This window comes from Methylobacterium sp. 391_Methyba4 (assembly GCF_029691625.1).
GTDB classification, from domain to species: Bacteria; Pseudomonadota; Alphaproteobacteria; order Rhizobiales; family Beijerinckiaceae; genus Methylobacterium; species Methylobacterium fujisawaense.
In genome coordinates this window covers 6,213,462-6,233,013 of the sequence record NZ_CP121475.1, presented here as the reverse complement: position 1 = coordinate 6,233,013, position 19,552 = coordinate 6,213,462, and the positions used below count along the sequence as shown (strand labels likewise).

At 70.1% G+C, this 19,552-nt stretch carries 20 protein-coding genes; 13 read left to right on the top strand and 7 right to left on the bottom strand.

All coding sequences use genetic code 11. The features are described 5' to 3' along the window. Window positions 1-48 precede the first annotated feature (48 nt). Window positions 49-414, bottom strand: coding sequence for a hypothetical protein (locus tag P9K36_RS29455; protein WP_052083777.1), 366 nt, complete (start codon window positions 412-414; stop codon window positions 49-51). Between the two features lie 328 nt (window positions 415-742). Between P9K36_RS29455 and P9K36_RS29450 the strand changes: the two genes are divergently transcribed. Beyond that, window positions 743-2,269 (top strand): Do family serine endopeptidase, encoded by a 1,527-nt coding sequence (locus P9K36_RS29450; RefSeq protein ID WP_043355239.1) that lies wholly within the window; start codon window positions 743-745, stop codon window positions 2,267-2,269. 177 nt (window positions 2,270-2,446) lie between these two features. Here P9K36_RS29450 and P9K36_RS29445 read toward each other — a convergent pair whose 3' ends face one another. From P9K36_RS29445 to hpnA, 6 genes are all read right to left on the bottom strand, one after another. Beyond that, a complete protein-coding gene (locus P9K36_RS29445; RefSeq protein ID WP_043760348.1) occupies window positions 2,447-3,145 on the bottom strand; it encodes a phosphorylase in 699 nt (232 codons plus the stop codon). Between the two features lie 222 nt (window positions 3,146-3,367). Then, window positions 3,368-5,365, bottom strand: coding sequence for a squalene--hopene cyclase (gene shc, locus P9K36_RS29440; protein WP_043387030.1), 1,998 nt, complete (start codon window positions 5,363-5,365; stop codon window positions 3,368-3,370). Between the two features lie 42 nt (window positions 5,366-5,407). Then, the gene (gene hpnE, locus P9K36_RS29435) at window positions 5,408-6,709 is read right to left on the bottom strand and encodes a hydroxysqualene dehydroxylase HpnE (RefSeq protein WP_278306306.1); all 1,302 of its coding nucleotides are present in this window, start codon (window positions 6,707-6,709) and stop codon (window positions 5,408-5,410) included. Next, window positions 6,709-7,560 carry a presqualene diphosphate synthase HpnD gene (gene hpnD, locus P9K36_RS29430; RefSeq protein ID WP_043760347.1) on the bottom strand — a complete coding sequence of 284 codons (852 nt, stop codon included), beginning with the start codon at window positions 7,558-7,560 and terminating at the stop codon, window positions 6,709-6,711. Before hpnD ends, hpnE begins: the two co-directional genes overlap by 1 nt. Beyond that, on the bottom strand, window positions 7,557-8,453 hold the full coding sequence (hpnC, locus tag P9K36_RS29425; RefSeq protein ID WP_043760346.1) for a squalene synthase HpnC: 897 nt from the start codon (window positions 8,451-8,453) through the stop codon (window positions 7,557-7,559). The genes hpnD and hpnC overlap by 4 nt, the downstream gene beginning before the upstream one ends. Beyond that, on the bottom strand, window positions 8,450-9,478 hold the full coding sequence (gene hpnA / locus P9K36_RS29420) for a hopanoid-associated sugar epimerase (RefSeq protein WP_043346872.1): 1,029 nt from the start codon (window positions 9,476-9,478) through the stop codon (window positions 8,450-8,452). The genes hpnC and hpnA overlap by 4 nt, the downstream gene beginning before the upstream one ends. Window positions 9,479-10,006: 528 nt before the next feature. Between hpnA and rpsF the strand changes: the two genes are divergently transcribed. From rpsF to P9K36_RS29360, 12 genes are all read left to right on the top strand, one after another. Beyond that, window positions 10,007-10,468, top strand: coding sequence for a 30S ribosomal protein S6 (gene rpsF, locus P9K36_RS29415; RefSeq protein WP_020090632.1), 462 nt, complete (start codon window positions 10,007-10,009; stop codon window positions 10,466-10,468). A 3-nt stretch (window positions 10,469-10,471) separates the two neighbouring features. Continuing rightward, complete coding sequence (rpsR, locus tag P9K36_RS29410; RefSeq protein ID WP_007561044.1) at window positions 10,472-10,723, top strand: 30S ribosomal protein S18; 252 nt, start codon at window positions 10,472-10,474, stop codon at window positions 10,721-10,723. 127 nt (window positions 10,724-10,850) lie between these two features. Further along, the gene (locus P9K36_RS29405) at window positions 10,851-11,930 is read left to right on the top strand and encodes a DUF2232 domain-containing protein (protein WP_278306305.1); all 1,080 of its coding nucleotides are present in this window, start codon (window positions 10,851-10,853) and stop codon (window positions 11,928-11,930) included. A 41-nt stretch (window positions 11,931-11,971) separates the two neighbouring features. Then, complete coding sequence (gene rplI, locus P9K36_RS29400) at window positions 11,972-12,544, top strand: 50S ribosomal protein L9 (RefSeq protein ID WP_043346875.1); 573 nt, start codon at window positions 11,972-11,974, stop codon at window positions 12,542-12,544. A gap of 372 nt (window positions 12,545-12,916) precedes the next feature. After that, window positions 12,917-14,404 carry a replicative DNA helicase gene (locus P9K36_RS29395; protein WP_043346877.1) on the top strand — a complete coding sequence of 496 codons (1,488 nt, stop codon included), beginning with the start codon at window positions 12,917-12,919 and terminating at the stop codon, window positions 14,402-14,404. Between the two features lie 132 nt (window positions 14,405-14,536). Next, entirely contained in the window at window positions 14,537-14,986 is a 450-nt protein-coding gene (locus P9K36_RS29390; protein WP_043760345.1) for a cupin, read from the top strand. 10 nt (window positions 14,987-14,996) lie between these two features. Further along, window positions 14,997-15,899: an SMP-30/gluconolactonase/LRE family protein gene (locus P9K36_RS29385; RefSeq protein ID WP_111473211.1), complete on the top strand. Its 903-nt coding sequence runs from the start codon at window positions 14,997-14,999 to the stop codon at window positions 15,897-15,899. Window positions 15,900-15,904: 5 nt separating this feature from the next. After that, window positions 15,905-16,792, top strand: coding sequence for a VOC family protein (locus P9K36_RS29380; RefSeq protein ID WP_236961728.1), 888 nt, complete (start codon window positions 15,905-15,907; stop codon window positions 16,790-16,792). Window positions 16,793-16,866: 74 nt separating this feature from the next. Then, window positions 16,867-17,100 (top strand): type II toxin-antitoxin system prevent-host-death family antitoxin, encoded by a 234-nt coding sequence (locus P9K36_RS29375; protein WP_043346886.1) that lies wholly within the window; start codon window positions 16,867-16,869, stop codon window positions 17,098-17,100. After that, a complete protein-coding gene (locus P9K36_RS29370) occupies window positions 17,097-17,480 on the top strand; it encodes a type II toxin-antitoxin system VapC family toxin (RefSeq protein ID WP_043760341.1) in 384 nt (127 codons plus the stop codon). The genes P9K36_RS29375 and P9K36_RS29370 overlap by 4 nt, the downstream gene beginning before the upstream one ends. A 62-nt stretch (window positions 17,481-17,542) precedes the next feature. After that, entirely contained in the window at window positions 17,543-18,448 is a 906-nt protein-coding gene (gene lgt / locus P9K36_RS29365; protein WP_043346904.1) for a prolipoprotein diacylglyceryl transferase, read from the top strand. Then, on the top strand, window positions 18,445-19,515 hold the full coding sequence (locus tag P9K36_RS29360; RefSeq protein ID WP_043760340.1) for an SAM-dependent methyltransferase: 1,071 nt from the start codon (window positions 18,445-18,447) through the stop codon (window positions 19,513-19,515). The genes lgt and P9K36_RS29360 overlap by 4 nt, the downstream gene beginning before the upstream one ends. Window positions 19,516-19,552 lie beyond the last annotated feature (37 nt).

The following is a 19,552-nucleotide window of genomic DNA, read 5'->3' as shown; positions in this document are numbered from 1 at the left end:
CCTGCGCCGGCGGGACCGGCAGCGCGCCGTCACCCGGACGGCCCTGCGTCAGCGGCGGGTGCCGAGGGTGCCGGTGAAGGCCCGCGGCCCGGCCCAGTTGGCGGCCGACGCGTCGTTCGGGCTCCAGAACCCGTCCTGCGACGCGGCCCGCGGATGCGTGGAATAGTCCGGCGGAACATAGCCGCCGGCCTGGTTCCAGTAGCCGGGCCGCAGGTGGGTCGCCGACTTGGCGGTGCGATCGTCGCCGGGGCGGCGCGTATCGACGCCGTATGTCCTCTTGGACCCGCCGCGCGGCGCGTGATCTGCCACGGCGGGCTTCGCGTCAAAGTAGTCACGGTAATCCGCGTACGAGTCGGCCGCCAGCGCGCCGACAGTCGGCCCGAAGAACATGGCGGCGGCCAACAGCGTCTTCATTGCAATCCCCTCTGCCTGAACACTGGGATCGAGCAACGCCGAAACTTATGCCGGCCTGCCGAACTCAGCGGGATTTAAGGCCGACCCTCGGAAATCGCGGTGTCGGACAGCACAAGCCTGGGCCTGTCCCGTGCCGCATCGAGGCGTCGCACTCTTCCGATCGCAGGCCACCGCCGGGATCGCGATGGGGCTCCGCGACCGCTCGGCCACCTGTCCAAACGGTAATCTGACCGCCACGCCCGGGTCAGGCGGCGCTCTCTAGACAGATCCCATCGACGGCCGCGACCGCAGGCGTCGTCCCGATCATTTTCGAGAGGTTGAGCCCCCCATGACCGAGACCCGTCCCACTGGCCGCACCTCGCGCCGCGCCCTCGCCTCCGTGGCGGCGGCCGCGCTGATCGCCGGCGGTGCCATCGGCAGTGGCTATCTGCCGAGCGCGACTCCGGCCTACGCGCAGGCCCTTCCGAAATCCCCGATCGAGGCCCCTGAGCATCCGCCGGGCTCGTTTGCCGGCATCGTCAACAAGGTGAAGCCGGGCGTCGTCTCGGTGAAGGTCAAGCTCGACGACTCCGCGAGCAGCGACGACGATGACGGCCCGAGCCAGGGCCGCAACCTTCAGAATGTGCCGCCGCAGCTGCGCGAGTTCTTCAAGCGCTTCGGCCAGAACGGCCCCGGCGGGATGCAGCCCCAGCGCCAGGGTCCGCGCGGCGCGGTCGGCTCCGGCTTCATCATCTCGGCCGACGGCTACGTGGTCACCAACAACCACGTCGTCGATCACGCCAAGACCGTGCAGGTGACCCTGGACGACGGCCGCACCCTCGACGCGAAGGTCATCGGCAAGGATCCCAAGACCGACGTCGCTCTGCTGAAGATCACCGAGGGCTCGAACTTCCCCTACGTGCAGTTCGGCAAATCCGCGCCTCAGGTCGGCGACTGGGTTGTGGCGATCGGTAACCCCTTCGGCCTCGGCGGCACCGTGACCGCCGGCATCGTCTCGGCCCGCGGCCGCGACATCGGCGCCGGTCCGTACGACGACTTCCTGCAGATCGACGCGCCCATCAACAAGGGCAACTCAGGCGGCCCGACCTTCAACGTCAACGGCGAGGTCGTCGGCGTCAACACCGCCATCGCGTCCCCGTCGGGCGGCAGCGTCGGCCTCGCCTTCGCGATCCCGGCCGAGACCGTTCAGGCGGTGGTCGATCAGCTCCGGACCGACGGCAAGGTCGCCCGCGGCTACCTGGGCGTCCAGATCCAGCCCGTGACGCAGGACATCGCCGAGGGCCTGGGCCTCGACAAGGCCAAGGGGGCGCTCGTCGACCATGCCGAGAACGGCACCCCCGCGGCCAAGGCCGGGCTGAAGGCCGGTGACGTGATCGAGAAGGTCAACGGCGACACGGTGGACAGCGCCCGCGAGCTGTCGCGCAGGATCGCCGGCATGAAGCCCGGCGCCAAGGTCGAGCTGAGCTACCTGCGTGGTGGCAAGTCCGACACCGCCACGGTGACGCTGGGCACGATGCCGACCGACGGCACGAAGATGGCGAGCCGTGACGAGGATTCGAGCAACGGCCAGCCGCGGCTCGGCCTGCAGCTCGCTCCGGCCGGCGATGTCGGTCTGTCGGATCAGGGTGTTGCGGTGGTGCAGGTCGATCCCGACGGGCCGGCTGCCGCCAAGGGTATCGAGGCGGGTGACGTGATCCTCGATGTCGGCGGCCAGAGCGTGTCCCGTCCGTCGGATGTTGCGACGCAGATCCGGGCGGCCGAGTCGAGCGGACGCAAGGCCGTGCTGATGCGGGTGAAGAGCGGCAAGGGCCAGACCCGGTTCGTTGCGGTCTCGCTCAACAAGAAGGACGGCTGAGGCCGGCTCCTCCCGGCGCGGTGCCCCTCCCCCGCGCCGCCGCGTGGTGACCTCCGACTGGCGCCGGCCGAACAGGCCGGCGCCTTTTTGTCGTCCCTCACGATGGTCCTGGCGCGCACTGGGAAGCGAGAAACCGGCCTGCTTCGCGTCCGCTGGCAGAAACGGGGCTCTGACGTCTCAGCGCTCCGCAGCCGGTATTCCCAGCCCCGGTCCGAGCCGGGCGCGACAGCGTCCGAGCGACGCGAAGGCCGCATTGGAGTCACGGGCCAACCGCATCAGGTCCCCTAGCCGTGCCCGGCCGCGGGCGAAGGCGAAGAACACCGCCGCAATGTCGGGTTCACCGTCCGCCGTGAGCGCCTGTGCGGCGAAGGCGGGCAACGCCTGACCGGCCGGATCGCAGATCACGCGCAGCGCCGCGAAGGGCACGCCGTGCCGGCCCGCGAAGGACGCAGCCACGTGCGATTCCATGTCGACGGCGGCCGCGCCGGAGGTCGCCCGCAGATCGGTCTTGCCCTCGACGGAGAGCACGGCCGTATCGACACCGGCCAGATCGGCGGCGATCACCCGCGCGCCGGAACTGGACAGGAGATTGAGGAGCGCCGCCGAGAGGTCGAGATCGGCGGCACGCCGCCCGTCTTCGCTCACCACGCCGGTACCGACGACGACGTCACCCGGCTTGAGAGAGGGATCGAGCCCCCCAGCGATGCCGAAGCTCACAACCGCCCGGCAGCCGGAGGAGACGCGCGCGTCGAGGAGGCTACGCAGGCGATGCGGGTTGCCGCCGGCCCCCACCGCCTCGACCCCCTCCCCCGCCGCCATGCGGCGCTCGCGGGCGAGGCCGGTGACGGCCAGGACGGGTGCGGTGGGATCGATCATGGCCCGCTGGTGGACCAGTCCGGCCAGGTCCGCAAGCCGGCGCGGACGTCGCGGCGGCGTCTGGGCCGGCTCCGGCGCGGAACGCGGTTCGCCCGGTCCCGCGGGGTCGCTGTCTGAGGAGGCCACGTCTGGAATACCGGGCTCGCAGATCGGTCGTCGGAACGGTCGAACGCGCTGCGATCCGGCGAGGCGCGGCCGGCCCTGCGGGCCGGCCGCAGGCCGTCACATGCCGAACTGGACGCGCCGGCTGTTGCCGCGCTTGAGGTTGCGGAAGCGCGCCATCGCCCAGAGCGGGAAGAACTTCGGGTAACCATGATACCGCAGGTAGAACACCCGCGGGAAGCCCGTGGCCGTGTAGCGCTCTTCCTTCCAGAACCCGTCCGCGCCCTGCGTGCGGGTCAGGAAGTTGATGCCCCGGGTTACGGCCGGATCGTCGACCGCGCCGGCCGCCATCAGGGCGAGCAGCGCCCAGGCGGTCTGCGAGGCGGTGGACGAACCGGGCTCGAAGGCCGGGTCGATCTTGTACGAGGAGGCGTCCTCACCCCAGCCGCCATCCGGATTCTGGATCCGGATCAGCCAGTTCACCGCCCGCTGGATGCGGGGATCGGCGGGATCGACACCCGCGGCGTTGAGGGCGCAGAGCACCGACCACGTGCCGTAGATGAAGTTCATGCCCCAGCGGCCGTACCAGGATCCGTCCTCTTCCTGGTCGTTCAGGAGGTAGTTCACGCCGCGGTCCAAGGCGCGGGAGGTCTCCCGGGTCTCGCCGAGCTGGGCCAGCATGCCGACCACGCGGGCGGTCACATCCGCGGTCGGCGGATCGAGCAGCGCGCCGTGATCCGAGAACGGGATGTGGTTGAGGTACATGTGGTTGTTGTCGGCGTCGAACGCCGCCCAGCCGCCGTCCTCCGACTGCAGCCCCTCGACCCATTCGCGGGCGCGGGCGATGGAGACCTTGTAGTCCGGCATGCCGGCGACCAGACCGTGCTGGCGCATGGCCCGGTCCATCGCCATCACCACCACGGCGGTGTCGTCGAGGTCGGGATAATGGGCGTTGGCGTACTGGAATGCCCAGCCGCCCGGCCGGACCTTCGGCTTGCGGGCCGCCCAGTCCCCGACGATGTCGAGCACCTGCCGGGGCTTCAGCCAGTCGAGCCCGGCGCGGGCCTGGGCCTCGGCCTCGGGGCCGCCGGCTTCCAGGAGCGCGTGGCTCGCCAGCGCCGTATCCCAGACCGGCGAGACGCAGGGCTGGACATAGGCCTCGTCGGCCTTCTCGACGACGAGCTTCTCGATGGCGTCGCAGGCGACGCGGACCTGCGGGTGATCGGGCCGGTAGCCCATCACCTCGTACATCAGCACCGAATTGACCATGGCGGGGAAGATGGCGCCCAGGCCGTCCTCGCCGTTCAGGCGCTCGCTCACCCAGGCACGGGCCATTTCCATGGCCCGCTGGCGGCTCTTGCGCGGCAGGTGGTTCTCGACCCGCTGGAGCACCCGGTCGATGAAGCCGAAGATCGGGGTCCAGGGCCAGGTGGCATGGGGCGAACCCGGCCACGAGCGGACGCTCTCCGGCGGCGTGATGAACAGCTCCTGCACGCTGATGCCCCGCGGGTTGCGGGCCCGGGGCTTGGTCGCCTGGAGCACGAACAGCGGCACCACGGTGGTGCGAGCCCAATAGCTGATCTTGTCGAGGTGGAAGGGGAACCACTTCGGCAGGAACATCACCTCGACCGGCATCACCGGCACGGCGCGCCACGGCACCTCGCCGTAGAGCGCCAGCATGAAGCGGGTGAAGACATTGGCGTTGGCCGCGCCGCCGCGGGACAGGATGCCCTCGCGCGCCCGGCGCATATGCGGCGCCTCGATGTCGTCGCCGATCATCTTCAGGGCGAAATACGCCTTGACCGTGCAGCTCATGTCGAACGGCCCCTCGTGGACGAGGGCCCAGCCGCCGTGACGGCCCTGGGTGCGCCGCAGGTAGGTGCCGATCTTGGCCTCGAGGTCGCCGGGGACCTGCGTGCCGCGGAAGTGGTGGAACAGGATGTACTCGGACGGGATGGTGGCATCCGCCTCGAGCTCGAAGCAGATATGCCCGTCGTCATGCGCCAGGTCGGTCAGCGCGCGCGTCGCCTGTGCCACGCCGCGCTCGACGTCCTCGAGCGCGATCCCCTGCGTCTTGGAGCGCTGCAGCGCCTCGACTTTGCTTACGGCCTCTCTCATAGTCCTCGCCTCGAACGACCGCCTCGCGGCGGACGCCATGCCTCAAGCTGCGCCGCGCGCTGGGGTTCCAGAGCGCACGACCGATGCCGCGCGCAAGGAACGCGCGGCCGTCTGGCCCGAACGGATCGCTCCCTCGATCGTCGATGGCAGGCCGGTCGCAGTCCAATCGCCTGCCAGGACGAGATTCTCGTAGGCGGTTTCGGCCCCCGAGCGCCGCGCGGCTTCTGCCGGCGTCGCCGCGAAGGTCGCACGCTTCTCCTTTACGATCTGCCAGCTGGGCAGATCCGGTGCAAGGTTGCACAACTGTGCGATCTCGGCCCAAATCTGCCGCGCGAGGTCTTCGCGGGACACATCGAGAAGCCGGTCGGCACCGCTGATCGTGACCGAATACCGGTCCGGATAGGCGAAAAGCCACTCCGTGAGACTGTTGACGACGCCGAGGACGAGGGGGCTGCCGGGCTTCGGAGCGAGCGCGAAATGCGCGTTCACGATGGAGCGGAATTCCGTCGGGGCGAGGAGACCGGGCAACACTTCCCGGGCCACCCACGGGGGCAGCGCCAGCACGACGCCGTCCTCCGGGCCGAGGCTCTCGGCGCCATCCGCGAACACGAGTTGCCCGACGCGACCGTCCACGGTCTCGAGCCCGCGCAGGCGCCGGCTCAGGCGGATCTCGGAGCCGCGCGCGGTGAGATAGCGAATCGCCGGGTCGACGAAGGCGTAGGACAGGCCTTCCACGGCGACGAGGGGTCGGCAGGCCTTCCCGCCGGCGCCCAGGGTCTCGCGGAGGATCCGGGCCGCCAGCCCGACATCGCTGTCGCGGGGCTCGGTGTTGAGGGCGGCGAGCAGCACCGGATGCCAGAGGCGCCGGTAGAGCGGGCCCTCGCAGGCCATGTGCGCGCCGATGGTCCCGCCCGCGCCCTCCGCCTTGCCGGAGGCCGCCCGCAGGATGCCGAGGGGCGCCAGATAGTCCCGCGCCCGGGTGCCGGGAACGCGGCGCGCCGGGCTCATCACCCACCAGGGCAGCCGCCCGGCGTTGGGCCGCAGGCGCCAGCGCTCGCCCGTCTTCAGATCGGCGAAGTCGAACTCCGCCGTGTCCGGACCGGTCAGGGCATCGGCCGGGGCACCGATGGTCCTGAGGAAGCCCAGGGCATCGGCATTGCCGGACAGCAGCAGGTGGTTGCCGTTGTCGATGGTCAGGCCGAGTGCCGGATCGTAGTACGAGCGGCAGCGGCCACCCGCCTGCTTGGCGGCCTCATGCAGGACCACCCGGACACCGGATTCCGCGAGGGCGACGGCTGCGGAGAGGCCGGCCAGGCCGGCGCCGACGACGTGGACGGTGCCCATCAGATCAGGCCGTGCCGGAGGACGACGCCCAGCAGCGCGAGCTTGCCGGGCTTCACCCGCGCCCGGGGCATCGCCCAGCCGCGGTCGACGACCGCCTTGAGATAGAGGTGATAGGCCGCCGCCATCAGCCGGGCGGCCTTGGTGGCCTTGCGGGGGCTGCGGCGGATGATCTCCCAGGTCGCCTCGTAATGCTCCTCCGCCTCGCGGGCGAGGGAGATGCAGACCTCGCCGATGCGCGGGTGGCTGATCGCCTGGACCGGCGTCGGATCTGTGAGGCCGATCGCCTGGAGCTTCTCGCGCGGCAGGTAGAGCCGGCCGCGCTCCGCATCCTCGTCGATGTCGCGGAGGATGTTGGTGAGCTGGAGCGCCCGGCCCTGGTGCCACGCCAGCCGGATGCCGTCCGCCTCCGGCATGCCGAAGATCCGCACCGACAGCCGGCCGACCGCGCTCGCGACCCGGTCGCAGTAGAGGTCGAGGGTTTCGGCGTCGGGGGCGACGATGTCCTCGACGGCGTCCATGGCCATGCCGTCGATGACCGCCTGGAAATCCTCCCGCTTCAGGCCGAAGCGGCGCACGGGCTCCACGAGGTCGCACACGCGCGGCGCGGGCCGGCCGGCGTAGAGCGCGTCGATATCGGCCCGCCAGCGGTCGAGCTCGGCCTGCCGCACGGCGCGAGTGCCGCCGTCATCGGCGACGTCGTCGACGGCGCGGCAGAAGGCGTAGACGGCATACATCGCCTCCCGCCGCTCCTTCGGCAGCAGGCGCATCGCCGTATAGAAGGAGGAGCCGGCGGCGGGCAGCGCCGGGGCGGCGCTCTCTGGGTTCTGGGCGGGCGTGGCGGTGGCGGTCACGAGCGGATTCCTTGAGCCGCGGCCCGGATCGTGCGCCCGCGGAAGGGCCGGCGTGCCAGGGTGGCTGCGACGCCACCCAGAGCCGTCAGGGCGAAGGCGGCCTTGCCGTGATGGACCTTCTCCGAGAGCGGGTCGCGCTCCAGCAGGCCCCGGCTCAGCACCACGGCGAGGCGGTGGATGGCGGCGATCTCCAGCGACAGGCGCAGGTCGTCGATCAGATCCGGCAGGACCGCGCCCTCGTCGAGGAGGTCGAGGCATCTCTGCGCCAGTTCGCGGATCACCGCCCGGAGTTGCGGCGGCGCCTTGGCCTCGCCGAGCATCGCCACCGTGGCGCCGTGCCGATCCAGGCAATCCTGCGGGAGGTAGACCCGGTCCAGGGCGGCGTAGTCCTTGCCGCAATCCTGAAGGTGGTTGATCACCTGAAGGGCCGCGCAGATGGCGTCGGAGGCCCCGTAGACCCGGGCCGGATCCTCGCCGTGCACGTCGAGGACGAAGCGCCCCACCGGCATGGCCGAAAAGCGGCAGTAGTGGATCAGCTCATCCCAATCCGCGTATCGGCTCTTGCGGGCGTCCATGCGGAACGCGTCGAGGAGTTCCAGGGCGTGGCGGGGCGGCAGGCCGCGGGCCGCGAGCTCGCGCTTGAGCGGCTCGGCCTCCGGATCGGACGGGCCGGCGCCGGTCAGCGAATCGGCCAGGCTGTCGAGGAGCGCGATCTTGCGCTCCGGCGACAGCTCCGCGTGATCGGCCACGTCGTCGCCGGCGCGGACGAAATTGTAGAAGGCCAGGATCGCGCCGCGATGGCGGGGATGGATCAGGTGCGAGGCGACGGGGAAGTTCTCGTCGCGGTGCCCCTTGCCGGAACGGGTCGCGGTGGCGGATTCGAGGGTGCTCATGCGAGGTACCCCGCCTCACGGAACCACGTGATCGCGTCCGACAGGCCCTCGCGGTAGGGCCGGGCCGTGTAGCCGAGTTCGGCGCGCGCCTTCCGATCCGAGAAGAACATCCGGTACCGCGACATGCGGATGCCGTCGATCGTCGCGAAGGGCTGGTTTCCGGTGACCCGGGCGGCGAGCTGGGCGAAGAACGCGACGGGATAGACCACGGCCCGCGGCAGGTTCACGGTCGGCGGCTTGCGACCGACCATGCCGGCGATGTCGGCGAGCATCTGCGACAGGAACACGTCCTCACCGCCGAGAATATAGCGCTCGCCCACCCGCCCCTTGCGGAGCGCCAGGAGATGGCCGTGGGCCACGTCGTCCACGTGAGCGAGGTTGAGCCCGGTATCCACGAAGGCCGGCATCTTGCCCAGCGCCGCCTCCTGGATGATCCGCCCGGTGGGCGTCGGCTTGACGTCGCGGGGGCCGATCGGCGTCGACGGGTTGACGATCACCGCCGGCAGGCCGTCGCGGGCGACCATCTCCTCGACCACCCGCTCGGCCACGACCTTGCTGCGCTTGTAGGCGCCGATGGCGGTCTCGGGCGTCAGCGGCATGGTCTCGTCGGAGGGCGTGACGCCGTCGGCCGGCGGCCGGATCGTCGCGACGCTCGATGTGTACACGACCCGCTCAACCCCGGCCTCCAGCGCCGCGCGCATCATCAGGCGCGTGCCGTCGCGGTTGGTGCGGACGATCTCTTCCATGTCCGGCGCCCACAGCCGGTAATCGGCGGCGGCGTGGATCAGGTAGCGCTGGCCGCGCATCGCCGCCGCCACGGCGGCCGGGTCGCGCATGTCGCCCTCGGCGATCTCCACGTCGGTCCAGGTGAGGTTGCGGCGCGGGCTCGACGCGCGCACGAGGATGCGCACCGGGAAGCCGGCCCGGCGAAAGACGTCGACCAGGGCTGAGCCGAGGAAGCCGCTCGCGCCGGTGATCAGCACGGGACCGACCTCGGAGGGGCCGGAAGATGGGGCCTCTGCCATCACGGATCTGGAGAATTACCGAACAACCAGCGCGGCCGGGGATCCCCAGCTGCGCCGCGCTTGTGTCATCGAACCGCCCGAGCGGCAAGCCGCGGTGCCCGTCGACGGATCCGGAGACCGATCGTGGCCGCCCCGCCGTCCGCTCGCAGAATCAGGCCCGGACGGCGCTGCCCCCGCGCGGTCTCCGGCTCGAGCCTTGCCACGAGCCCGGCAGCGTGGCGCGCCAGATCCGATGCCTACTCCGGCGCCGCACCGGGATGCCTGAAGCGCGCGGCGAACTTGCCAGCGCGGCAAAAACCGACTATGCGCCGCCCCTCGCGTTCGCTCCGGCCGGGGGCTGAACGGACAATGCTGCTCGCGGCATAGGGATCTTGTCGGATCCCGTCGTCCGGTGTCTCCGCCTTCGATCAACCGCTCGGGCCTGAAAATCGGCTCGAAGGGCTTGGCGCCGAGCGTCTCGCGAGATGAACCGGCCCGACTCAGCCGCCCTCCGGCGGCCGGGCTCCTTTTGACGATGAAAGGCCCGATATGCCTCTCTACGAGCATGTGCTCTTGGCCCGCCAGGACGTGACGTCCCAGCAGGTCGAGACGATGATCGACACCTACAAGGGTGTGATCGAGCAGAACGGTGGCCGTCTCGAGAAGATCGAGATGTGGGGCGTGAAGTCCCTCGCCTACCGGATCAAGAAGAACCGCAAGGCGCATTTCGCGCTCCTCAACATCGACGCCCCGCCGGCCGCCATCGCCGAGATGGAGCGCCAGATGCAGATCTCCGAGGACGTGCTGCGCTTCATGACCATCCGGGTCGAGGAGCTCGATTCCGAGCCGTCCGCCATGATGCAGAAGCGCGACCGCGACGACCGCAAGGATCGCGAGCGCGGCCGTCGTCGGGATGACGAGGGCTTCGGTGGTGGCGGCTTCGGCGGCGACCGGGGTGACCGCGGCGATCGCGGTGACCGCGGCGAGCGCAGCTTCGGCGGGGAGGGCTAACCCATGGCTTTCGGTGCTGGTGCAGGCGGCGGACGCCGTCCCTTCTTCCGTCGTCGCAAGACCTGCCCGTTCTCCGGCGCGAACGCGCCGAAGATCGACTACAAGGACGTCAAGCTCCTCTCCCGCTACGTGTCGGAGCGCGGCAAGATCGTCCCGTCGCGGATCACCGCGGTCTCGGCCAAGAAGCAGCGCGAGCTCGCCCAGGCGATCAAGCGTGCCCGCTTCCTCGGCCTGCTGCCCTACGTGATAAAGTAGGTCACCGAATCGACCGGCCCGGCTCTCGCCCGGGCCGGTCCTCACAGAGGGCGGCGCGCGCCGCCCGATCGTTGGGGCGTATCCGTGCCTCTAACCCTGCCGCACCGGCAGCGGGACAGCGGAATTCATGGCACAGCATATCGGCATCGGTATCGGCGCGGGCCTCGTCTCGGCACTCCTGTTCGGGGTGCTTCTGAAGGCGACCCCCCTCGCGATCCTGCTCTACCTCGTGGCACCGCTGCCGATCCTGATCGTCGGCCTCGGCTGGAGCCATAAGGCCGCGCTCGTGGCGGCGGCCACCGGCAGCCTCGTGCTGATCCTCGTGATCGCCCCGTTCATGGGGCTCGCCTTCGCGGCCTACATCGCCCTCCCCGCCTGGTGGCTCGCCTACCTCACGCTCCTCGGGCGCGAGACGCAAGCCGGCCTTGAATGGTACCCGACCGGCCGCCTGCTCGGCTGGATCGCCGCCACGGCCGCCCTCGCCTTCATCGCCATCGCGGTCCTGTCCTCGCCGAATCACGCGGCCTTCGATGCGCAGCTGCGCGGGCTCGCCCAGACGCTGGTGCAGACGCGCATGCCTGCAACCCGCAGCCCCGCCGAAACCCGACGCGCCGGTGCGCCGGCGACCGGCTCCGACGCCGCCGGCCAGGACGCCGCCGGCCAAGGCACGGCCGGACAGGACGCGGGCGGACAGGACGCGGCGGTCGCGCCCGAGCCGGCGCCGCAGACCGGTGACGATCAGGCCGACGTGACGCGGACCGAGGTCGCGGATGCCCTCGCCCGGGTGGTACCGGCCTTGGCGGCGAACGGTCTCGCGCTGCTGCTGGCCTTCTATCTTTGGGCCTCGGCCCGGATCGTGAAGATCTCGGGCCGCCTGCCGCGGCCCTGGCCGGACATCCCCTCCACCACGATGCCGCGCTCGACGCTCGCGGTGCTCGCGGCCGCCGTCGCGATGTGCTTCGCCCCCGGCTATGTCGGCGTCTTCGGCGTCGCGCTGGTCGGAGCCTTCAGCGCAGCCTTCGCCCTTCAGGGACTCGCCGCCTTCCACGACCGTTCCCGCGGCCGGCCCGGACGCGGGCTGATGCTGTTCGGCATGTATCTGATCCTGTTCGTGACCCAGGGTATCGCCCTGGTCGCCCTCACCCTGTTCGGCCTCGCCGATACAGCCCTCGACCGCCGGCGTCCCAAGGACAGCCCGGCGACGTGAGACCCCGGCCTCAGCGGCCGACCACCTGAAGGAGAAAGACCATGGAAGTGATCCTGCTCGAGCGCGTGGCCAAGCTTGGCCAGATGGGCGAGACCGTGAATGTCCGCCCGGGCTTCGCCCGCAACTTCCTGCTCGCCCGCGGCAAGGCTCTGCGCGCGACGGAAGCCAACAAGAAGCATTTCGAGGCCCAGCGCGCCCAGCTCGAGGCCCGCAACCTCGACCGCAAGAAGGACGCCGAGGCCGTCGCCGAGAAGCTGAACGGCCAGAGCTTCGTCCTGATCCGCCAGTCGGGCGAGACCGGCGTGCTCTACGGCTCCGTCTCGACCCGCGACCTCGCCGAGGTCGTCTCGAAGGAGGGCTTCACGGTCGACCGCGGCCAGTTCACCCTGAACCAGCCGATCAAGACCCTGGGTCTCCATAAGGTCCCGGTGGTGCTGCACCCCGAGGTCGAGGTCGAGATCACCGTCAACGTCGCCCGCAGCCCCGAGGAGGCCGAGCGTCAGGCCCGCGGCGAGTCGGTCACCGAGCGCGAGGCGTTCAACCTCGACGACCTGGGTCTCGAGGTCGGCATGGCGCTGGCCGATGCCGGCGAGGGTGCCGACGACCGCGGCTGATTTCTTCCGCGGATAGTCCGACCGGCTTCGGGGCCGGTCGGGCGTGCGGGACAGCGGGCCGGGTACCGGACCGGACCGGGCCACGCCCTAGGCCGGGCGCCGGACGCGCCGCGTTCGGGCTCGGCTGGGAACCGTCCCCAGCCCTGTATACCGGTGAACACTGGGGACGATTGCCCCCGAGACTTGACACGTTCCAGTTTTGTTCCAGCATGGACGCCCGCCGCTCGCGAGAGTCGGCGGGCGTCCGCTTTTCCGCGCCCCGGCCCGGGAGAACCGGCCGTCGGCTAAGCTTCGGTAACCATACCGAGGCCAAGGTCGTGCGGTGTGATCCTGGCGCGCCCGCCGCGGCGCCTGATACGGAGTCGTCCGCCGATGGCCCTGCCCAATGCGCTCACGGCCAAGCTCGAAACGGTCCAGGCCGAGTACCGCGTCGCCCCGCACAACATCGACGCGGAGCAGGCGCTGCTGGGCGCGATCCTGGTGAACAACGACGCCTATTACCGGGTGTCGGACTTCCTGCTGGCCGAGCACTTCATGGAGGATGCCCACCAGCAGATCTTCACGGTGGCGGCATCCCTGATCAAGGCGGGCAAGCTCGCCACGCCCATCACCATGAAGACCTATCTGGGCGACGCCGATTTCGGCGGCCAGACGGTGATGCAATACCTCGCCCGGCTCGCCGCCGACGCCACCACGGTGATCAATGCCGGCGAGTACGGCCGCACGATCTACGACCTCGCCATCCGCCGCCGGCTGATCACCATCGGCGAGGATCTGGTGAACGGCGCCTACGAGGCGCCCGTGGAGCAGGCGCCGCGCGACCAAATCGAGGAAACCGAGCGGCGGCTCTACGAACTGGCCGAGGCCGGACGCTACGACGGCGGCTTCCAGAAGTTCTCCGACGCGCTGACCGCCGCGGTCGACATGGCCGCCAAGGCCTATCAGCGCGAGGGCAAGCTCTCCGGCATCGCCACGGGCCTCAGCGATCTCGACGCCAAGATGGGCGGCCTCCAGCCCTCCGACCTGATCATTCTCGCGGGCCGCCCGGCCATGGGCAAGACCTCGCTGGTGACCAACATCGCCTTCAACATCGCCAAGGCCTATCGCGGCGAGAAGCAGGCGGACGGCACGACCAAGACCGTGAATGGCGGGATCGTCGGGTTCTTCTCCCTCGAAATGTCGGCCGAGCAGCTCGCCACCCGTATCATCGCCGAGCAGTCGGGCGTCCCCTCCTACAAGATCCGCCGCGGCGACATCCGGCCGGAAGATTTCTACAAGATCACCGATGCCGCCCGCGACATGCAGACGATCCCGTTCTACATCGACCAGAGCGGCGGCATCTCGATCGCCCAGCTCGCCGCCCGGGCCCGGCGCCTCAAGCGCCAGAAGGGGCTGGATCTGCTGATCGTCGACTATCTCCAGCTGTTGTCGGGCTCCGGCAAGCGCAGCGACAACCGCGTGCAGGAGATGACCGAGATCACCACGGGCATGAAGGCGCTCGCCAAGGAACTGGCGGTGCCGATCATCGGCCTGTCGCAGCTCTCGCGTCAGGTGGAGAACCGCGACGACAAGCGCCCGCAGCTCGCCGACCTTCGCGAATCGGGCTCGATCGAGCAGGACGCCGACGTGGTGATGTTCGTGTTCCGTGAGGAATACTACGTCGGCAACAAGAAGCCCCGCGAAGGGACCGAAGAGTTCTTCGCCTGGGAAGCCGAGATGCAGCGCGTCCACGGCAAGGCCGAGGTCATCCTCGGCAAGCAGCGTCACGGCCCGACCGGCACGGTGGAGCTGCAGTTCGACGCCAACATCACCCGGTTCTCGAACCTCGCGCAGACGGATCGGATCCCCGAGCAGATGTGACGGCGCGGGCCGCTGGCGGGTCCGGCCTCGGGACGGCACGTCGGCCGTCCCGATCGCCGACATCCGCGCGCGAACCATCGCCAAGCCCGGCCGTTGTGGGACAACAAGTGTCCCGCCGCGGCAGGAGCGACGATGAGCGAGCAGACCCCTCCGAAGATGCCGTACTGGCACGTCTACACCGATGCGGAGGGGGTGAGCCGCCAGGAGCTGTTCCAGCTCGAGCGGTTCAAGTTCGAGGGGATCAACCCCGAGACCGCGCCGCAGTGGAACGACAAGATGGATCCGGCCCCGTCGGTCGTGACCTTCACGGTCCTGCCGGTCGGGTGGGTGGGCGAGTGGCACGAGAATCCGCGGCCGCAATGGATCGCCATCCTCTCGGGGCGCTGGTTCGTCGAGACCATGGACGGCCACCGGGTCGAGATGGGCCCGGGCGAGCTGATGATGGGCGAGGACCAGAACACGAAGGCGCGGGACGGCAAGAAGGGCCACCTGTCCGGCACGGTGGGCGACGAGCCCTGCACCATGATCGTGACCGGCCTGCAGGTCGAGCCGACCGTCAATCAGCCCGGCCGCTTCAAGTAGGCCCGGTCTGATGGAGGGCTTCGACCTCACGCAGCCGCGCTTCAAGGCCTACATCCTGCCGAACGCGCCGCTGGAGAAGCTCGCCGAGGGGTTCCGCTGGACGGAGGGTCCAGTCTGGTTCGGCGACCGCGACGAGCTGCTGTTCTCGGATCTCCCGAACAACCGGGTGATGCGCTGGTCCGACTCTGCCGGCCTGAGCGTCTACCGGGCGGCGAGCGACTTCGAGAACGGCCATGCCCGCGACCGCCAGGGACGGTTGCTGTCCTGCTCGCATCGCGGCCGGCGCATCCACCGCACCGAACTCGACGGAAGCATCACCAGCCTCGTGGAGCGCTACCGGGGGCGGCGGCTGAACTCGCCCAACGACATCGTCTGCAAGTCGGACGGGACGATCTGGTTCTCGGATCCGCCCTACGGCATCCAGACCGACTACGAAGGCGGCAAGCAGGATTCCGAGCTGCCCGCCGCAGTCTACCGGTTCGACCCGCGCGACGGCTCGCTGCGGGTGGTGGCCGACGATTTCCAGGGGCCGAACGGGCTGTGCTTCTCGCCCGACGAGCGCAGGCTCTACATCGTCGAGACCGGCCTACAGTTCGACACCGACCCGCTCCAGCACGTCCGCGTGTTCGACGTCGGCGAAGACGGCGGCCTGTCCGGGGGCGCCGTCTTCTGCACGATCGCACCGGGCAATGCCGACGGGATCCGCTGCGACGAGCATGGCAATCTCTGGTCGAGCGCCGGGGACGGGGTCCACTGCATCGACCCGGGCGGCGAGCTGGTCGGCAAGATCCGCGTGCCCGCGACGGTCGCCAACCTGACCTTCGGCGGCCGCAACAACAGCCGCCTCTTCCTCTGCGCCTCGCAGGCGCTCTACGCGATCTACGTGAACGTGCGGGGGGCTCCTCTCCTGTGAGCGGGGTGCGGGCGCTCATCGGGTTCGGCCGCACTGTCGCGGACCTCGCCGTCACGGAAGCCTTCTACCGGGACGGGCTCGGCTTCGCGCGGATCGCGCCGCCGGAACCCCTGCCCCCCGCGCAGGCGGAAGCGATGGGACTCGGGGACAGGCGCGCGACGCAGCTGCGCATGCGGCTCGGCGCGCAGACCGTCACCTTCCTCACGGTGGATCCGCCCGGTGCGCCCTACCCGGCCGATCCGGCGGCGACCGACCCGTTCTTCCAGCATCTCGCGATCCCGGTCCGCGACATGGCGGCCGCGATGGCGCAGCTCGCGCCGCTATCCCCGATTCCCATCAGCCGCGGCGGTCCCCAGCGCCTGCCGGAATCCACGGGGGGCGTGACCGCCTACAAGTTCCGTGACCCCGACGGGCACCCGCTGGAGCTGATCGTCTTTCCCGGCGGCCCCCCGGCCGACCGCTGGCGCGAGGCGCCGGGGCTGTTTCTGGGGATCGATCACTCGGCGATCACCGTCACCGATCTTGAGGCGACCCTGGCCTTCCTGACCGGCCCCCTCGGTCTCACGCTGGCGGAACGCGGCCTGAATCAGGGCCCGGAACAGGCACGCCTCGATGGCCTGGACGATCCGCAGGTCGATGTGCTGGCGCTGGAACCATCGGAGCCGGTGCCGCACGTGGAACTGCTGCATTATCGCGTGCCCGCCACCGAACGGCGGCTCGTCTTCGGGCCCGCCGACCGGGCCGCGACCCGCTACGTGTTTGGAGCAACTGATTTAGATCGCCTGTTCGCGACGGACCGTCCGGAAAGCCCGCGCTTGCGAATCTCCGCCGATCGCACGGCGGCCTACTGTAGCGGGCCGGGTGGCCACGGTTTCCTGTTCCTCCGGAATTGAGGACGCAGCGCCGACTTGCTCGCCATCGTGGAGCAGGTAGGCTCTAGTCTTAGATTCCGTGAGCGAGCGCCATCATGCGCATCAGCGTCGAGGCTGCCGGAGGCCGCCTTCCGCAACTTATCGAAGCCGCCGCACAGGGCGAGGACGTGATCCTTTCCCAGGCAGACCGGCCCGTAGCCCGCATCGTGCCCATTACTACGTCTTCGTTCCGCGTCGGCATTCTGCCTCCGCTTGCCCTGGGGCGAGGACCGGATTGGCTCGAACCGATCCCTGAGGACGAGATCGCGCTCTGGGAAGGCGATCTTTGACCGCCGTTCTCCTCGATACGCATACTTGGGCATGGAGCCTGACCGACGATCCGAGGCTATCGGCCCGCGCGCGGGCGGCGATCACCGGCGCGGGATCGGTTGAAGTCAGTCCCATCTCGTTCTTCGAGATCGCGCAGAAGGTGCGTGTCGGAAAATGGCCCCAGATGGCCGCGTATGTCGATCAGCTCGTCGCTCTCCTCGATCAGCAAGGCGGCCGGGTCGCCGACTTGCTGCCCGCCATCTGCCTCACCGGTGGCACGATGGACTGGCACCATCGTGATCCGTTCGACCGCCTCCTCGCCGCCACCGCACTCCACTACGCGTATCCGCTGATCTCCGCAGACACCGTCTTCGACGGTATCGTGGAGCGGATCTGGTGATCCTCCGCCGGGCTTGACGCGTCGCCCCTCCGGCGTCCAATCCGGCCGCCCCGGAGGTGAGACTGATGCCGTTCCTCGCCCTGCCCTTTCCGGCCATCGATCCTGTGGCGCTCGCGATCGGGCCGATCACGATCAAATGGTACGCCCTCGCCTACATCGCCGGCCTGATCGGCGGGTGGTACTACGCGCGCCGCCTCGTCATGGCCGACAGCCTCTGGGGCGTGGTGAAGCGCCCGCAGGTCGTCGACATCGACGACCTCGTCGTCTGGGTGGCGCTCGGCGTCGTGCTCGGCGGCCGGATCGGCTACGTGCTGTTCTACAATCTCCCGATGTACATCGCCGATCCGATGGAGATCCTGGCGATCCGCAACGGCGGCATGTCGTTCCACGGCGGCTTCATCGGGGCGATCCTCGCCTTCCTGCTGTTCGCGCGCGGCAAGGGCCTTAACGGCTACACGCTCCTCGACATCGGCGCGGTGGTCGTACCGATCGGCCTGTTCTTCGGCCGGATCGCCAATTTCGTGAACGGCGAACTCTGGGGCCGCGTGGCGCCGGACTTCCCCTACGCCATCGTGTTCCCGAGCGGCGGGCCCGTGCCCCGCCATCCGAGCCAGCTCTACGAGGCCGCCACAGAAGGTCTGCTGCTGTTCATCGTGATGGCGGTGAGCGTCCGCCGGTTCGGCTTCCGCAAGCCCGGCCTCCTCGGCGGCATCTTCGTCCTCGGCTACGCCCTGGCGCGGACCTTCTGCGAGTTCTTCCGCGAGCCGGACCGCCAGCTCGGCTTCCTGTTCGGCGACCATTTCGGTCCGATGGGCGGCGGCGTGACCATGGGCATGCTGCTGTGCGTGCCGATGATGGTCGTCGGCCTCACCTACATCGTGCTGGCCGGGACCGGCCGGACGCGTCCGCGCCATCCGGTGGCGACACCCGCCGCCGAGGCGGACCGCAAGGCGGCCGTCGAGGCGTGAGCCCCCTCGGAGCCGAGATCGCGGCGCTGATCCGCCAGAACGGGCCGATCGGCGTCGATCGCTACATGGCCCTGTGCCTCAGCCATCCGGTCCACGGCTACTACCGCACCCGCGACCCTCTGGGCGCCCGGGGCGACTTCACCACCGCGCCCGAGATCAGCCAGATGTTCGGTGAGCTGATCGGTGCCTGGAGCGCCTATGTCCACGAGTTGATGGGACGACCCGATCCCCTGGTTCTGGTGGAGCTGGGGCCCGGCCGCGGCACGCTGATGGCGGACGCGCTGCGGGCGTTGCGGGCGGCGCGCCCGGGAATGCGCGTGGCGCCGCAACTGGTGGAGACCAGCCCGGTCCTGCGGGCCGCGCAGGAACGCCTCCTCGCCGGGACCGGCGCGGCGTGGCACGCCGACATCGAGTCGCTGCCTCCGGGTCCCGCGATCATCCTGGCGAACGAGTTCTTCGACTGCCTGCCGGTGCGCCAGTTCGAGCGCCGGCCGACGGGATGGCACGAGCGGCAGGTCGGCCTCGATCCGCAGGGCGGCCTCGCCTTCGGGCTGTCGCCGGAGCCGACCCCCGGCCTCGACGCGGACGGCCCGGACGGGGTGCTCATGAGTGTGCCGACGGCCGGGCTCGCGCTGATGCGCAGCTTGGCGCGGCGTCTGCGCACCCAGGGGGGCACCCTGCTGGCCATCGATTACGGCCATGTCCGACCGGGCTTCGGCGACACCCTCCAGGCCCTGTCGGGGCATCGCTTCGCCGATCCACTGGCCGCGCCCGGCGAGGCGGATCTGACGCATCATGTCGATTTCGCCGCCCACGCGAAGGCGGCGCAGGCCGAAGGCGCGGCGATCCATGGGCCGGTGGACCAGGGCGACTTCCTGGCCGCCCTCGGACTCGGCGCCCGTGCCGAACGTCTGAAGGCCCGGGCCAATGCGGCGCAATCCGCCGCGATCGACGCGGCAATCACCCGCCTCACGGATCCGAGTCGGGGCGGGATGGGCAGCCTGTTCAAGGTGATGGCGGTGAGCGGCCCGGCCCTCGGACCGCTCCCGGGGTTTCCGGCGGCCTGAGCCGCCGGGCCGATTCCTCGGCCCCGCAGGGGGCCGG

Excerpts from the sequence above, each read along its gene's own strand:
- shc (WP_043387030.1), bottom strand. The coding sequence starts at position 5,365 with ATGAGAGAGGCCGTAAGCAAAGTCGAGGCGCTGCAGCGCTCCAAGACG.
- P9K36_RS29390 (WP_043760345.1), top strand. The coding sequence starts at position 14,537 with ATGAGCGAGCAGACCCCTCCGAAGATGCCGTACTGGCACGTCTACACC.
- P9K36_RS29385 (WP_111473211.1), top strand. The coding sequence starts at position 14,997 with ATGGAGGGCTTCGACCTCACGCAGCCGCGCTTCAAGGCCTACATCCTG.
- rpsR (WP_007561044.1), top strand. The coding sequence starts at position 10,472 with ATGGCTTTCGGTGCTGGTGCAGGCGGCGGACGCCGTCCCTTCTTCCGT.
- hpnE (WP_278306306.1), bottom strand. The coding sequence starts at position 6,709 with ATGGGCACCGTCCACGTCGTCGGCGCCGGCCTGGCCGGCCTCTCCGCA.
- P9K36_RS29445 (WP_043760348.1), bottom strand. The coding sequence starts at position 3,145 with ATGATCGATCCCACCGCACCCGTCCTGGCCGTCACCGGCCTCGCCCGC.
- P9K36_RS29395 (WP_043346877.1), top strand. The coding sequence starts at position 12,917 with ATGGCCCTGCCCAATGCGCTCACGGCCAAGCTCGAAACGGTCCAGGCC.
- P9K36_RS29455 (WP_052083777.1), bottom strand. The coding sequence starts at position 414 with ATGAAGACGCTGTTGGCCGCCGCCATGTTCTTCGGGCCGACTGTCGGC.
- P9K36_RS29375 (WP_043346886.1), top strand. The coding sequence starts at position 16,867 with ATGCGCATCAGCGTCGAGGCTGCCGGAGGCCGCCTTCCGCAACTTATC.
- rpsF (WP_020090632.1), top strand. The coding sequence starts at position 10,007 with ATGCCTCTCTACGAGCATGTGCTCTTGGCCCGCCAGGACGTGACGTCC.
- rplI (WP_043346875.1), top strand. The coding sequence starts at position 11,972 with ATGGAAGTGATCCTGCTCGAGCGCGTGGCCAAGCTTGGCCAGATGGGC.
- hpnA (WP_043346872.1), bottom strand. The coding sequence starts at position 9,478 with ATGGCAGAGGCCCCATCTTCCGGCCCCTCCGAGGTCGGTCCCGTGCTG.
- P9K36_RS29450 (WP_043355239.1), top strand. The coding sequence starts at position 743 with ATGACCGAGACCCGTCCCACTGGCCGCACCTCGCGCCGCGCCCTCGCC.
- hpnC (WP_043760346.1), bottom strand. The coding sequence starts at position 8,453 with ATGAGCACCCTCGAATCCGCCACCGCGACCCGTTCCGGCAAGGGGCAC.
- P9K36_RS29405 (WP_278306305.1), top strand. The coding sequence starts at position 10,851 with ATGGCACAGCATATCGGCATCGGTATCGGCGCGGGCCTCGTCTCGGCA.